The sequence below is a fragment of the bacterium genome, from assembly GCA_027622355.1.
In the GTDB taxonomy this organism is placed as follows: Bacteria; UBA8248; UBA8248; order UBA8248; family UBA8248; genus JAQBZT01.
This window is the reverse complement of sequence record JAQBZT010000049.1, coordinates 1-12,913: the sequence shown is the minus strand read 5'-3', so window position 1 is coordinate 12,913 and position 12,913 is coordinate 1. Positions and strand designations below refer to the sequence as shown.

Annotated in this window: 9 protein-coding genes and 1 tRNA gene; 4 read left to right on the top strand and 6 right to left on the bottom strand. The window is 61.2% G+C overall.

The features are described 5' to 3' along the window. Positions 1–262: 262 nt before the first annotated feature. The gene (locus tag O2807_04665) at positions 263–1,162 is read right to left on the bottom strand and encodes an NAD(P)-dependent oxidoreductase (protein MDA0999797.1); all 900 of its coding nucleotides are present in this window, start codon (positions 1,160–1,162) and stop codon (positions 263–265) included. Positions 1,163–1,289: 127 nt separating this feature from the next. On the opposite strand from O2807_04665, the gene O2807_04660 reads away from it, so the two are divergent. Beyond that, a tRNA-Sec gene (locus O2807_04660) sits at positions 1,290–1,386 on the top strand. A gap of 29 nt (positions 1,387–1,415) precedes the next feature. On the opposite strand, the gene O2807_04655 is transcribed toward O2807_04660, so the two are convergent. The 3 genes from O2807_04655 to bioB form a co-directional block, all read right to left on the bottom strand. Further along, positions 1,416–1,727 carry a hypothetical protein gene (locus O2807_04655; protein MDA0999796.1) on the bottom strand — a complete coding sequence of 104 codons (312 nt, stop codon included), beginning with the start codon at positions 1,725–1,727 and terminating at the stop codon, positions 1,416–1,418. Between the two features lie 164 nt (positions 1,728–1,891). Then, the gene (locus O2807_04650) at positions 1,892–3,154 is read right to left on the bottom strand and encodes a GAF domain-containing protein (protein MDA0999795.1); all 1,263 of its coding nucleotides are present in this window, start codon (positions 3,152–3,154) and stop codon (positions 1,892–1,894) included. Between the two features lie 389 nt (positions 3,155–3,543). Further along, positions 3,544–4,581 carry a biotin synthase BioB gene (gene bioB, locus O2807_04645; protein ID MDA0999794.1) on the bottom strand — a complete coding sequence of 346 codons (1,038 nt, stop codon included), beginning with the start codon at positions 4,579–4,581 and terminating at the stop codon, positions 3,544–3,546. A 168-nt stretch (positions 4,582–4,749) separates the two neighbouring features. Between bioB and O2807_04640 the strand changes: the two genes are divergently transcribed. Next, the gene (locus tag O2807_04640; protein ID MDA0999793.1) at positions 4,750–7,638 is read left to right on the top strand and encodes an FAD-binding protein; all 2,889 of its coding nucleotides are present in this window, start codon (positions 4,750–4,752) and stop codon (positions 7,636–7,638) included. A 68-nt stretch (positions 7,639–7,706) separates the two neighbouring features. Here the strand turns inward: O2807_04640 and O2807_04635 are convergent, their stop codons facing one another. Together O2807_04635 and O2807_04630 are read right to left on the bottom strand one after the other, a co-directional pair. Beyond that, on the bottom strand, positions 7,707–9,878 hold the full coding sequence (locus O2807_04635; GenBank protein MDA0999792.1) for a TRAP transporter fused permease subunit: 2,172 nt from the start codon (positions 9,876–9,878) through the stop codon (positions 7,707–7,709). A gap of 71 nt (positions 9,879–9,949) precedes the next feature. Beyond that, a complete protein-coding gene (locus O2807_04630) occupies positions 9,950–10,939 on the bottom strand; it encodes a TAXI family TRAP transporter solute-binding subunit (protein ID MDA0999791.1) in 990 nt (329 codons plus the stop codon). Positions 10,940–11,191: 252 nt separating this feature from the next. Here O2807_04630 and O2807_04625 point away from each other — a divergent pair, with 252 nt between their 5' ends. Both O2807_04625 and O2807_04620 read left to right on the top strand, forming a co-directional pair. Continuing rightward, a complete protein-coding gene (locus O2807_04625) occupies positions 11,192–12,322 on the top strand; it encodes a kelch repeat-containing protein (GenBank protein MDA0999790.1) in 1,131 nt (376 codons plus the stop codon). 36 nt (positions 12,323–12,358) lie between these two features. Further along, positions 12,359–12,790, top strand: coding sequence for a pyridoxamine 5'-phosphate oxidase family protein (locus O2807_04620; GenBank protein MDA0999789.1), 432 nt, complete (start codon positions 12,359–12,361; stop codon positions 12,788–12,790). Positions 12,791–12,913: the final 123 nt, after the last annotated feature.

The window sequence follows — 12,913 nt, the reverse complement described above, 5'->3', positions numbered from 1 at the left end:
GCCCCCCACCGGGAGGCCCCCCACCGGGGGGCCCGACTTCGGCGCCCGGAATGACAAGAAAAACAAGCAAACTGACTCACTGCGGGATTTTTGAGAGCGGGAGCGATTGCGGGATGCTGAGGGATACTGCGGGATTTTTGAGAGTGGGGGGAGAGGAAGAAGCTTCCCTCATCCCAGCCTTCCCCCGGAGGGAGAAGGGGTTTTTGCACCCCCGCCCACCCCCGGGGCTTCGCCCGGGAAGCCGCCTGCCGGGGATTCGCGGCTAGTCCGTTCCCTCGCGGAGGGGAAGGCCGGCCATCTCCCGGAGGATCTCGTAGAAGAACACGGTGTCCTTCTCGGAGTAGCCCTTCTCGTAGGCCGCCTGGACGATCTGCGACCATATGCTCACCATGAGCATCGGGGAGCCGAGCCGGCGCCCCTGATCGAGCATGAGGCGGGAGTCCTTGAGGGAGGTCTTGATCTGGCCCTCTTTCGAGTAGTCCGCGTGGATCATCTTCGGGCCCTTGTCGATCATCGTCTTGGAGGAGCAGGCCCCGTCCTGGAGGACTTCGAGCAGCTTTTCGGCATCAATCCCGGCCTTTTCACCGAGCACCAATCCCTCGCCGAGGGCAAGGCGGTTTCCGGCCAGAACGAGGTTGATGATGAGCTTGGTCCGCGCGCCCGAACCGACGGGCCCCATGTGGTAGGCCCCGCGGGCGAAGCCGTCGAAAAACGGGCGGCACGCCTCGAAATCCTCCGCGCTGCCGCCCGCGATGACGATGAGGTCCTTCTCCCGGGCCATGGTGCTCGTGCCGCTGACGGAGGAGTCGAGAAACCGGATGCCGCGCGCGGCCAGTTCCACCGCGATGGATTCGGAATCCTCCGGGCGCGAGGTGGTGGTGTCGGTGAGATAGAGTCCCTCCGCGGCGCCTTCGGCGATGCCGCTTGGGCCGAAGACCGCCTCGCGGACGATGTCGCTGTTCGGCAGCGAGGTGAGCAGCCACTTCACCCCCTTGGCGGCGGCGGCAGGAGAATCGACCGGGGTGCCGCCCTGCTCCCGGAGCTGATCCATGCGGGCGCCGTCCACGTCGAAGCCCTGAATCGCAAAATCCGCCTTGCGAAGATTCGAGGTGAACGCCTGGCCCATGAGGCCCAGACCCACCATTCCGACCCGTGCCGCCATCTCGCGCCTCCTGTTGAGGGGTTTTCCTCTTTTTAATCGTTTCGCACGGGCGGGGCAAGCCGCAGGAGGGTCAGGGAAACGGCGAGCCGCTTTGCTCGCGGCGAGGGGGCATTGTATCCTCCCCGGCGGGAGTGCATCGGTGCCGGTGTGCCGCCTGGACTTCAAATCCAGTGTGCGGGGCTAACCACTTCGCAGGTGGGTTCGACTCCCACGCATTCCCGCCAATTTTCCTTCACATTTTTCCGGAAAACGCCTAAGACCCGTTCCGGGAGGGAATGCCCAGCCGCGACATGTGGCGGTAGAAGGTGGCCCGGCTCACGCCCAGAATCTGGGCCGCGCGCGAGCGGTTTCCACCGGCCTTGTCGAGCGCCTCCATGATTTGATCCCGCTCGCCCATCAAGCTGGCGGGCTCGCCCGCCGAAGGCCTGACATCCGACTGAAGGATCTCCGGGGGCAGATCGCCAAGGCCGATCTCGGAGCCCTGGCAGCGGATGACGGCGAATTCGATGGCGTTCTGCAACTCCCGCACGTTGCCGAGCCAGCGGTGTGCGGTGAGCGCCCCCATCGCTTCCACGCTGACGCCGCTGATATCCTTGCCGATGGCCGAAACGTGTTGACGGAGAAACGACCGGACCAGGAGCGGGACGTCCTCCCGGCGCTTTTCGAGGGAAGGCAGCTCGATGCGGGCAACGCGAACACGGTAGAAGAGATCGCTTCGGAATCTTCCCGCTAAGCACGGCAGAGAACTTTCTTTTCTTCCAAGAAAATCCGGGGCGAGTTGTAATAGAAAACCAAAATGCCTTGTACCTTTCCCTCTCGCCGGAGCGGAAGGATTGCCGCCGAGGCAATCCCTTCCCACTCCAACAGCCCGTGAATGGCGACGGTCAACGGACTCTTCAGGGCATCTTCGACAAAAACAAGCTCTTGGCGCTCCTCGGCGATTTTCCCGGGAGTCGATGGAAAATGTTTCAAGACCTGCTCCTGGTAGCTTCTGGAAAGACCCCAGGTATAATACCAGTTCCATTCTTCTTTTTCGGAATTGAATGCAAGGATTCCAATGCGATCAGGAGAAAAAAACTTTTTCGATTCCGCCGAAACCGCTTCGAGAAAGGCGTCGAGATCCAGGTGGCGGGAGATTGCCTCGGCGGCGAGGGCGAGGGCTTCGACTTGCCGCTTGGCATGGGCGATTTCCCCGGCGGAAGATTCCACCCGGCGGTAATAGCGGAACATGTCCACCATCAGGCCGATCAGGACAACAAGATATCCCGCGATTTTCAACAGGTGCGCCACATCGAACATGGCGTCGAAAGGCCGAACGGAAAACGCCATGAAAAAAGATTGGGCGACAAAACCGATGAGTGCCGTGATTAAAATGCAAAATTCCAGCGGATCGGTCTTCCAGCTTTCTTTCCGGAAATACCCGATCGCTGCGGCGAGAAAGAGCGCACCGGGGATGAGCTCTCCGGGGCGGGTAAAAAACAGTCCGGAATACATGGCCGGCGGCAAGGGGACAAAAGCGAAAAGCAAAAAAACACCCACCGCCAGCACGCCCGTCGCCAGATAAATCTTTTTCTCCGGGATCAAACGCGAATCGCCCCTCCTCTGGCCACGCTTCCACACCGCCCAGCTGAGGAACAACAACAAGGAGAGATAAAAGCGGGAGGCCAGCCAGCTCCACGAGATCAAGGTATCGAGGGTGGATGGAAAGTAGGCGGAAAAAGTCCAGGAGGCCACAACCAAGTAGTAGCCATCGAGGAAAGCCGCCCCGAGAAAAGCCATCCCCAGAAGCAAGATCGTATTGTTCTTCTGGGAGTAGTGCCGGACGAGCGCCAGCACTCCCACCATGGCGGCCAGAATCGTCGCCACGATTTGCATGTGGGCATGCAACTCGACGTTTCCGGCCCAACCGGAATTCCGAAGAGAAAAAGCAGCCGCCAAAAACAAGATGACGGCGGCCGACATTCCCTGATTCCATCTATCTTTCAAATACATACAAACCCATCCCTGCGCCCGTCCGACATCGCTCTCTGTTGTATTTCTCTCGTTTCAAACAGGAAAGTTCGCCACCAAACAAAATTTATTATGTTTTGGATTTTAAAAAGTTACAACCAGGACATTCAACTACCTTTCGCTCTGAAGCTGAAATTCCCTGCAAAACATGGGATCTCACGGAAGCTGTCGCGCGCGGATGGGACAACAGCCAAAGACCCCTGATTTCAGCCAATATGTGCCTCAAGGGATGTATCAAGCGCTGTTCCGAAAACGGAAGGGGAAACAATAAAAGATCGCTGTCAAAAATCACCGGGAAATTCCGGGTTCACTTGAAATGAAGGAGTCAGGGGCGCACACAGGAAAAAACAGGGGGTGCCAACAGGAAATATCTACGCCCGGCGGGCGGAATCTCGCACAGCCGGGAAAACCGGTCCGGAAAGATCAGGGTCGCTCTCCCCCGTCATGTCCAGCTCAAAGCCCAGATCCGCGATCATCCGCTGCGCTTCCTCCACCGCCTGGCCCGGCGTCGTGAGATAGCCGGAAACGAAAAGGGAGTTGGCCGGATAAAGAGACAATGGCTGAAGATGCCGCAGGTTCACTTCGCGTCCGCCGGCGATGCGGATCTCCGAGGTAGGATTGTAAAAACGCATGAGGGAGAGAAGCCGGAGACAGCTTCGGGGGGTGAGGGCTTCCGCATTTTCCAGCGGAGTGCCGGGAATGGCATGAAGGAAATTCACCGGGATGGATTCGGGCCCCAGCGACCGGACCGCCTCGCACACCTCGAACACATCCTCGCGGCTTTCCCCCTGCCCGAATATCACCCCGGAGCACAGCTCGAGGCCGGCTTTTCTTCCCGCCGAAAGGGTTTCGATACGATCCGCATAGGTATGGGTGGAGCAAATCTCGGAATAAAATCCCTCGCTCGTATTCAGGTTGTGGTTGAGGCGGTTCACCCCTGCCGCGCGGAGGGCGCGGGCCTTTCCCTCGTCCAAAAGCCCGAGGGAGCAGCAGATGGACAACGCGTAGTGCTCTTTTATCCGGCGGACCGCCGAGGAAATCCGCTCGATCTCGGGCCAGGAAGGCCCCCTCCCGCTGATCACGATGCAGTGGCGGCGCGCACCGGAGGCCGCGGCCCTTCCCGCCTCCTCGAACAGGCTGTCCGCATCCATGAGGCTGTACTGATCGATGGCCGCCTCCGAGACGGCCGATTGCGAGCAGTATGCGCAGTCCTCCGGGCAAAGGCCGCTCTTGGCGTTGGTCAGCATATGAATCTGCACCTTGTTCCCGAAATAGCGGCGCCGGATGCGGTAGGCGGCGTCCAGCACCGCCAGCAATTCAGCGTCCGAAGAGTCGAGAACCGCTGCCGCCTCATCGCGCGTCGGCATGGCGCCCGCGAGCGAGCGAGCCGCAAGGGATTGAAAATCCACCGTCTATATCCTCCCGGACCCGAAACAAGAACCGATTTCGCCTGGGGCGAGCATCCATAAATTTCACCGGCGAATCAACCCGCGCCGACTCATCTTACGCCCTCTCGCGCCCTTGTCCCAACTTCCCCCCTCACCTAATATGGCGGGCCCGGATACAGGAGACCCCTTGTGAGCAAATGGGAAAAACTCGAATCCGACCTGCGGCGCACCGTAGAGGGCGAGGTGCGCTTCGACCCCTACAGCCGGCGCCTCTACAGCACCGACGCAAGCTCCTACCAGATCGAGCCCATCGGTGTCGTCATCCCGCGATCAGAAGAAGATGTGCGCCGGGCAATCGAGGTGGCGGCCGACCACCGCGCCCCTATCCTGCCGCGCGGCGGCGGAACCAGCCTTGCCGGTCAGGCCGTCGGGAAGGCGATCGTCCTCGATTTTTCCAAATACATGACTCGTGTGCTGGATTATGACCTCGACGCCGGCTGGGTCCGCGTCGAGCCCGGCCTCGTGCAGGACCACCTGAACGACTATTTCAAGCCGCACGGCTTTTGTTTCGGCCCCAACACTTCGACCAGCAGCCGCGCCACCATCGGTGGAATGCTGGGGAATAACTCCTCCGGCTCACGGTCTATTGTCTACGGGAAGATGGTAGATCACGTCATCGAGGCGAGCGGCTATCTATCCGATGGCGAATCTTTTTCCTTCGGGCCGCTCGACGGGGACGCCCTGCAGCGGAGACTGGCCGAAGCGGGACGGACGGGAGACATCTACCGGGGTCTCCACCGCCTCGTGGACGCGAACCGCGATGAGATCGCGCGCCGCTACCCGAAGATCATGCGCCGCGTCAGCGGCTACAACCTCGACGAACTGGCCCGGCCGGGGGACTTCAACCTCGCCAAGGTGCTCGTCGGCGCCGAGGGAACGCTCGGGGTCGTCACCGAGACCAAAGTCAACATCATCCCCCGGCCCCGGGCCCAGGCCATGCTCGTGGTCCACTTCGAGCGGATCGAAGCAGCCTTCGCCTCCGCGGGCCGGATTCTGGCCCACGGCGTCTCCTCGCTCGAACTCATGGACAGGCTCATCCTCGATCTGGCCGAAAACAACATCGAAGCGCGCAGAGGGATGAAAACATTTATCCGGGGCCGGCCCGATGCCTCTCTTTTCATCGAATTCTTCGGCGAAACCGGAGAAGAGGCCAGAGAGAAGGTCGAGAAACTTTCAGAGGAGCTCGAGCGCGAGGGCGTAGGCTACGCCCAGGTCAAGATGATCGACCCGGCCGATCAGGCCGTCGTCAACAACGTCCGCAAGGCGGGGCTCGGCTTTCTCCTCGGCAAAAAAGGAGACGGCAAATCCCTCGCCTTCATCGAGGACTGCGCCGTCGCGCCGGAAAAACTGGAGCGTTACTACCATCGGATTCACGCCATTCTCCAAAGCCACGGCGCCGTCGCCTCCTACTACGGGCACGTGAGCGTCGGACTCCTTCACATCCGGCCAATCATCAATCTCAAGGACGCCGCCGACATCAAGAGGATGGCGGCGATTGCCCAGGAGGTTGCCGATCTCGTTCTCGAGTTCGGGGGCGCGATGAGCGGTGAGCACGGCGACGGACTCGCCCGGAGCCAGTGGATACCCAAATTCTTCGGGCCACAGCTCTACGACGCGTTCCGTCAGGTGAAACACGCCTTCGACCCGGAGGGGCTGATGAATCCCGGCAAAATCGTGGACGGCCCCTCCTTTACGGAAAACCTGCGTTTCCGGGAGTCCGAGTACAAGCCCCTGCCCATTGAGACGGTACAGGATTTTTCGGCCGACGGCGGCTTTCTGCGCGCCATTGAGATGTGCAACGGGGTGGGCGCCTGCCGCAAGCGCGACGGAACGATGTGCCCCTCCTACCAAGTGACCCGCGAGGAGGAGCACTCCACCCGCGGCCGGGCGAACGCCCTGCGCGAGGTAATCGCCCAGGGAATCCCCGGCGAGGACCTCGCCAGCAAGCGGCTCTACCAGGTGCTCGATCTGTGTCTCGGGTGCAAGGGCTGCAAGGCGGAGTGCCCCTCCAGCGTGGACATGGCCAAGATCAAGGGAGAGGTCCTCCAGGCGCAGTGGGACCGGGGCGGCACTCCCCTGCGCGTGCGGCTCCTCGGGAGCCTCCCTGCCCTCAACCGGCTGAGCGCCCCCTTCGCCCGGCTCACCAACGCGGTAGCTGCCTCGGCTCCCTTCAAATGGCTGATGGACCGCTTCCTCGGCATCGACCGGCGGCGCACGCTCCCCGCCCTCGTCGCCACTACTTTTCAGGAATGGTTCGAGGGCCGCCCGATCCACGCCGGAGGAAACGGGAAAGTGCTTTTCCTGAACGACACATTCACGAACTACAACTTCCCGGAGATCGGCCAGGCGGCGGTCCAGGTGCTCGAGGCGGCGGGCTACGAGGTCATCCTCGCCAAGATCGGCTGCTGTGGGCGCACGCTGATTTCGGGCGGACTTCTCCGGGAAGGAAAGGCCCAGGCCGAGGCGAACCTCCAAAGCCTCTCGGAGCACCTCGCGCAGGGCGTTCCCATCGTCGGCGTCGAACCCAGCTGCCTGCTCACCTTCCGGGATGAATACCCCGATCTCGTGCCGGGGGAGGCGAGCCGGAAGCTGGCCGAAAGCGCTTTTCTGCTCGAGGAGTTTTTGCTGCGTGAAAAAGAGGCCGGCCGGTTCCGGCTTTCATTCCGGGAGCGGCCCGGAAAGATGCTCGTCCACGGGCATTGCCACCAGAAATCCCTCGTCGGGACCCGCCCCTTACTCGAAGCCCTCCGGCTGATCCCGGGCGCAGAGGTCGAGGAAATTCATTCTGGCTGCTGCGGCATGGCCGGCTCATTCGGCTTCGAAAAAGAGCACTACGACATCTCAATGTCCATCGGCGAGCTGACCCTCTTCCCGGCCGTCCGGGGGGCGGAGGCGCAAACCCGCATCGTGGCGAACGGCGTCTCCTGCCGACAGCAGATCGCGCACGGAACGGGCCGCCGGGCCCGCCATCTGGCCGAATATCTCGCCGAGGCGCTGGAGGAGCCGCCCGCTTCCTGAGCCCCAGGCGCACATCCCCCCCCAAAGGTTCATCTCTTCTTGTCTTTGTGCCGAAAGATCCGCCCGGGCTAGGCGGAGGATGTGGCGACCGTGGCCGACGCCCGCGCCGCCGCTACGTTTTCCGCAAAATCTGCGGGGCGAAGCGACTGCATGTAGAGAGAGAAGCCCATCAAGCCCAGACCAGCCGCCTTCGTCCAGAAGGGGCCCGGATGGGCAATCTCCACCGGCCACATCAGCAATACCGTCGCCACAAGCAGAATCGCCCGGTCAAGAAGGGTGAGATTCCGGATGAAATATCCCTCGAGGGCTGCCGCACTGACGATAAAGGCGATCGCCAGCGAGATCCACATCACAACGGAGTCGATAAACGGCGTGCCCCCCTGCATGAGCACCGCCGGAGAATAGGCCATCATCAGGGGAACAAGATAAAGCGGCTTGGCTATCTTGAGGGAGTGGAAACCCGTCATCATGGGATCACCCTTCGCAATTCCCGCCGCGATGAATGCGCCCAGAGCGAAGGGCGGCGTCAGCGCCGCGTCCTGGCTCAGCCAATAGACAATGAGATGCGCGGTGATCATGGTCAGGCCGAATTCCTGAAGGGCCGGGCCGGCCAGGATCACGATGAGAATGTAGCTCGCCCCGATGGTCATCCCCATCCCGAGGACGTAGCTCGCCAAGGCGGTCAAAATGAGGGCAATCCACAGAGTATCGTACGAGTAGGCCAGTATCACTTCGGGGAACTTCAGCCCAAGGCCGGTGTGCGATATCGCGCCCAGCACCACGCCCATCACCCCGGCTGTTGCGCCGATGACCAGCGAATTCATGGAGCCCCCGATGAAGGTGTCGAAAATTTCCTGGATGAAGGCCCGCGTCTCTTTCCGGAAGTAGCCGATCAGTGCGGCGGCGGCGACGTAGTAAAGAATGCCGGGGCTATAGACAAAACCCAGGGCAAAAACCGCTGCTTCCATCCCGAAAATGAACCATTCCTTGCGCCGGATCGTGTAGCAGACCACTGCGCTCGATAGCGACCAGAAGGCCGCGTAGAACGGGCTGAACTGGTACAGGAGAAGGATGACCAAAACCACCAGCGGGAGCAGAAGAAGCCCGTCTTTCCGCAAAATATCGGGTACCGGCTTGATGTCTCCCTCCGCCATTCTCCCAATCCCTTTCTTGCAGGCCCGCAGATGCGCGGAGGCGAACACCGAAACGTAGTAAAGAACCGCCGGAACAAAGGAGATGATGATGATTTCCGAATAAGGAATTTCCGTCAGCGCCGCCATGAGAAACACGCTGGCCCCCATGACGGGCGGCATCAAGTGGCCGCCGATGCTGGCCACGGCCTCGATGGCGCCGGCGTATTCGGGCGAATAGCCGCCTTTTTTCATCAACGGGATGGTGAAGGTCCCGGTAATGGCGATATTGGCGGCCCCGCTTCCCACGACCGAGCCCACCAGACAGCTCGATACCACCGCCGCCTTGGCCGCCCCGCCCCGCGATCGGCCCACCACCGCAAAGGCGAGATCGATAAAGACATCGCCCACGCGGGTCCGCTGCAGAAACGAGCCGAATACGACAAAGAGAAAGACCACGTTCGCGAAAACGCGGGTGACGATGCCGAACATGCCCGAGGCTCCGTAAGACATATAAAGGACCTCGGTCCAGGGTTGTCCCTTGTGGGAGAGAATATCGCCCGGCATGTAGGGGCCGAGCCAGTCGTAGAGCATAAAAAGAAGGGCCATGGCGGGAAGAATGTTCCCGAGCACCCGGCGGCAGATCTCCAGCGCCATCACGGTGGCGATGCCGCCGAAGAGCGTGTCGTTCCAAACGGCCGGAAGTCCTTCATTCTCGCCGCGCATCTCGTAAAACATGACATACTCAACGAAGACCGCCAGCGCCAGAATGCAGAGCAGCCAGTCGATCGCCGAGGGGCGATCCATCGGAGAGCTTTTCTTCGACGCCGGATAGAGAACGAATATCAAAACGCTCGTGAACAGCAAGTAGAGCGGAAGCAAAAAGTGGTCGTTGAAGAACGGCATGAAGGGAAAACGCATCGTGAAAGGCGTGATGTTTCTCGGGCCGAAGTAAACTCCCGCCCCGTTCATCGCGCTGTAGATAAAGATCGCCGCAAAGATGAAGGCAACGACACGAACGAAACGCTTCGTAAAGCCGGTCAGCTCACGCTGCCTCGTCGCTCCAGTGCCGAGTATCTTGCCCATCCTTCTGATGAATTTTCCGGCCACCAGAAACCCTTTCTTCCCGAGCGAAAAACGATATCCTCCCGGAAGGCCGCAAGGCCTCCCGGGAGGTGAGACTAGCGGAGATCGGCAGGCACTTTCTGGCCGGCTTCATCCCAGTAGCGGATGGCGCCGGGGTGCATCTTGATCTTGGATGCGCGGAAAAAAGTCCAGCCCGGCGCCAGGCGGTAAAGGTGGCGGAGAGCCTTGTGGGCGCGCGGCAGCGTCTTTTTGCCCTTCTCGGACATCACGGCTTTCATGATGCGGTAGACATCATCGGTCGGAACGGTATTGCGCACGGCGAAGATCGCCAGATGGCCGATGGTCTCAACCGTTGCCGTTTGGCCCTTGTAGGTTCCGGCGGGAACCTTCATGGGCACCCGGCCGGGCAGCTTCTTCATGCCTGCCTCGCCGAATTTCCCACTGATCGGGAGGAGATGAATGCCGCCCGTCGCGTTCGCCAGCTTGATGACATTGCCGGAGGGAATCGGAGAGGGCTGGAAAAAGGCGTCAATGCGGTTATCGCCCATCGCCGTGGCCGCATCGGCCACGTCCATGTACTCTTTCTTCACATCGTCCCAAATACCCGCGATCTTCAGGAGGATCGTCACGCTCAGATTCGTGATGCCTCCTCTCGGACCGAGGTTGACGCGCTTGCCCTTGAGGTCCTGCACCGACTTGATGCCTGAATTGGCGGTCACCACAAAGTGATACGGAACGTCAACAAATGGCAGAAGACCCCGTATGCTCTTGTGCTTGCGCTTGAAGGGCTTGATGCTGTCCACCGCCTGGGACACCAGGCCGGCCGCGTTCAGCATGAAATCATACTGGCCCGCTTCCATGCCGCGCAGGTTCGCCACAAAGCCCTTGGACGAGGGAACATTGATGGAAATGCCGTCCACCTCCTTGTTCACGAACGATGCAAAAGCGCCGCCAACAAGAATCGCGGTAAATCCCGGAGGAGAGGTACCGATGCTGTATTTTTTCCCGGCGGCGGGCGCTTCCGTCGCCGCAAAGGACACAGCCACCAGAAGTCCCAACACAGCCACACCCAAACGTCTAAACATAAAGTTTCCTCCCGCGTTGGCCTCTCTAAGCTGGCCTTTCCCAATTTGATAACAAATATCCAGTGGAGATATTCATACCTTAAGGAGGACGGAAAAGACTTGTCAACCAGCGAAAATCGGGAAAATGGGCACGCCGGGGAGATTTCCCGATTTTGAAATATGTGAGACAAATTTGGGCATGAAAACGCTCGCGGATTGAATCATTTACGCCACCTGAACCGGCGCCCAAGCGCTTCCTGTATCGAGGGCATATTGAGAACACAACGCCAGCGCGCCATCGCAAAATGTCTCGGCGGGATCGCCGCTTTCCTGCTGCTGGCCGGCTGCACGGAAGATGGGGAATTCACCCTTGTCTCCAGCCTCAATACGCCCCGGCACGGGCACACCGCCACCCTCCTGAAAGACGGGAGCGTCCTGCTCCTCGCCGGCTTCACAAAAACCGACCCGCTGCCCAGCCTGGAGATCTACGATTTCCGCCAGGGAAAATTCCGGCAGCAGGCGCCGCCTGCCCTCTCGCCCCGGGGATGGCACCAGGCCACGAAACTGAAGGATGGCCGCGTCCTTCTCACCGGCGGATGGAGAAACACCACCACCCCTCTCAGCGGCGCCCTTCTCTTCGGAGCCAGCGGAGAATTCTCGGGAAAGACCCCGATGAAGGAGGCGCGCTACGATCACACCGCCACCCTGCTTGCGGATGGAAGGGTTCTCATCGCCGGGGGAACGGACAGCCAGCGTACCCTGAAAAGCATGGAGCTATTCGATCCGAATACGGGCGTTTTCGAAGCGGTGCAGCGCCCCCTTTTCATCGCCCGCCAGCAGCACACCGCCACGCTGCTGAAAGACGGGCGCGTCCTTCTCGTCGGCGGCGCAAGGGGCGAGGGCGCGCATTATGCCGAAGTGTTCGACCCGGCGACGGGCAGAACCCATCTTGTCCCCGGAAAGCTGGAGAGTCCGCGGCGAAGGCACACGGCCACCCGGCTCCCCGGCGGAGCGGTACTCCTCGCCGGCGGCCTCGGCCCCGACGGGACGCTGGCCAGCGCCGAAATTTTTGACCCGGATCGCGGCACCTTCCGCACCCTTGCGAACCGGCTCCACACTCCCCGGCAGCAGCACACGGCCACGCAACTTCCGGGCGGGCGGGTTCTTCTCCTCGGCGGGTGGGGAAACGGCCAGACGCTCACCAGCGGCGAAATCTTTTATGCGGAGGGGAACTGCTTTCAGCCGCTCTCGGGAGCCATGCGCTACGAGCGAAGGTTCCACACGGCCACCCGGCTGCAGGACGACAGCGTGCTCATCGCGGGCGGCGCCTCGGATCGGGAAGTGCTCGCGGCAGCCGAAATCTTCCGGTTGCCGGCGGGCTCTGGCCAAAAAAAATGCTCTTAACCATCATCCACCCGAAATCCGAGGAGAAACATCCACATGGCGAAGATACCCAAGGCGCTTCACGAGCCCATCAACATGGCCTTTCCCAACAACGTGTGCACTCTCGGCACCGTTCTTTCCAACGGCTACGCGCAGATCACGCCCAAGGGCAGCATCCTCGTCTACGACGATGAGACGCTCGCCTACTGGGACCGCGGCCGCGGCTCCACGCACGATGCGGTGAAGGACGGCACGAAACTCACCGTCTTCTTCCGCGACCGCGAACTGCGGGCGAGCGGGGTGCTGCCCAAAGGGGGTATCGCGCGCTTCTACGGCACGGCGCGGCTTTTCACCTCGGGCCCCGAGTACGAACGGGTCTGGGAGACGATGCAGCAGGCCGAGCGCGACAGCGACCCGGAGAAGAAGGGTCTGGCCGTCCTCATCGATATCGAACGCGCCGAGAATCTAAGCGGCGAGCCGCTTCCGTAACGCTGAAAGAAGGAGAAGAGGACGCTCGGGCGCGAGGACATCCCGTCCTTCGGGGGGGCGCAACGGGTTCAGGGCGGATCAGATGCGGCGGGCCCGCAGATCGACGGCAAAAACGCCCTCTCC

Coding starts and splice junctions, on each gene's coding strand:
- O2807_04665 (MDA0999797.1), bottom strand. CDS start 1,162: ATGGCGGCACGGGTCGGAATGGTGGGTCTGGGCCTCATGGGCCAGGCG.
- O2807_04655 (MDA0999796.1), bottom strand. CDS start 1,727: ATGGGGGCGCTCACCGCACACCGCTGGCTCGGCAACGTGCGGGAGTTG.
- O2807_04650 (MDA0999795.1), bottom strand. CDS start 3,154: ATGTATTTGAAAGATAGATGGAATCAGGGAATGTCGGCCGCCGTCATC.
- O2807_04630 (MDA0999791.1), bottom strand. CDS start 10,939: ATGTTTAGACGTTTGGGTGTGGCTGTGTTGGGACTTCTGGTGGCTGTG.
- O2807_04620 (MDA0999789.1), top strand. CDS start 12,359: ATGGCGAAGATACCCAAGGCGCTTCACGAGCCCATCAACATGGCCTTT.